Raw genomic sequence first — 1,325 nt, forward strand, 5'->3', positions numbered from 1 at the left:
CTTCACTATTTGTTGTGGTCAACTTGGCTGGATTTTTAACATTTACACCATCGCCATAAGTTTGCTTGCCTGTAGTGGTAATATCACCGCCAATTTCTGTTGTTCCACCTGTATTTGTTGTGAGACTTTTGGCTGTAACTGTGTTACCAAATTTGGTTGTTCCTGTGCTGTTGACTGCCAAATCTCCTAATGCTGCAATTCCCCCGACTATTCCCTCAAAACTGACGTTACCTGTACCAGAATCAACTGTGAGATTTTTATTCCCGTCTACTGTACTATTGAAGGCAACTTCACTATTTGTTGTGGTCAACTTGGCTGGATTCTTGACATTTACACCATCGCCATAAGTTTGCTTGCCTGTAGTGGTAATATCACCGCCAATTTCTGTTGTTCCACCTGTATTTGTTGTGAGACTGTTGGCTGTAACAGTGCTACCAAACTTGGTGATTCCTGTGCTGTTGACTGCCAAATCTCCTAATGCTGCAATTCCCCCGACTATTCCCTCAAAACTGACTTTACCTGTACCAGAATCAACTGTGAGATTTTTATTTCCGGCTGATGTACCATTTAAGGTACTGCTGAAATTAATATTATTGTTAGTGGAATTAAAGGTTTTGGCATTATTCCCAGTTAATGTAACACCACCAGTAAATTGTTGAATACCTGTGGTGGTAATGTTGTTAGGAACATTGATATTAGCTGCCGTGGTGTTGAGGCTCTTGACGGCAACTGCATTACCAAAAGTTAGATTTCCTGTCCCTGCATTCAAGGTTAAATCCGTATCTGTACCATTTAAGGTACTGCTGAAATTAATATTACTGTTAGTGGAATTAAAGGTTTTGGCATTATTACCAGTTAATGTAACACCACCAGTAAATTGTTGAATATCTGTGGTGGTAATGTTGTTAGGAACATTGATGTTAGCTGCCGTAGTGTTGAGGCTCTTGACGGCAACTGTATTACCAAAAGTTAGATTTCCTGTCCCTGCATTGAGGGTAAAATCTGTATTTGTACCATTTAAGGTACTGCTGAAGCTGATATCATTGTTAGTGGAATTAAAGGTTTTGGCATTATTCCCTGTCAGGTTGACAGCACCTGTGAATCGTTGATTTCCTGCGGTTGTAATATTGTTGGCAATATTCGTATTTGCAGCAGTAGTTGTTAAGCTATTAAGGTTGACTGCTCCATCTAATTTCAGATTTCCTGTACCTGCATTCAGGGTTAAATTACTATTACCATCTACAGTTTCATTAAAGGTAATTCCATTTCCTGCTAATGTGGGGTTATTCGCAATGGTGACATTGTCGTTATAAGTCTGACTTCCA

Annotated in this window: 1 protein-coding gene; it reads right to left on the reverse strand. The window is 39.5% G+C overall.

All coding sequences use genetic code 11. The features are described 5' to 3' along the window. The coding region (locus tag IQ228_RS26085) for a beta strand repeat-containing protein (RefSeq protein ID WP_370566958.1) at nucleotides 1-1,325 on the reverse strand (1,325 nt) is incomplete at both ends.

This window comes from Dolichospermum sp. LEGE 00246 (assembly GCF_015207865.1).
GTDB classification, from domain to species: domain Bacteria; phylum Cyanobacteriota; class Cyanobacteriia; order Cyanobacteriales; family Nostocaceae; genus Dolichospermum; species Dolichospermum heterosporum.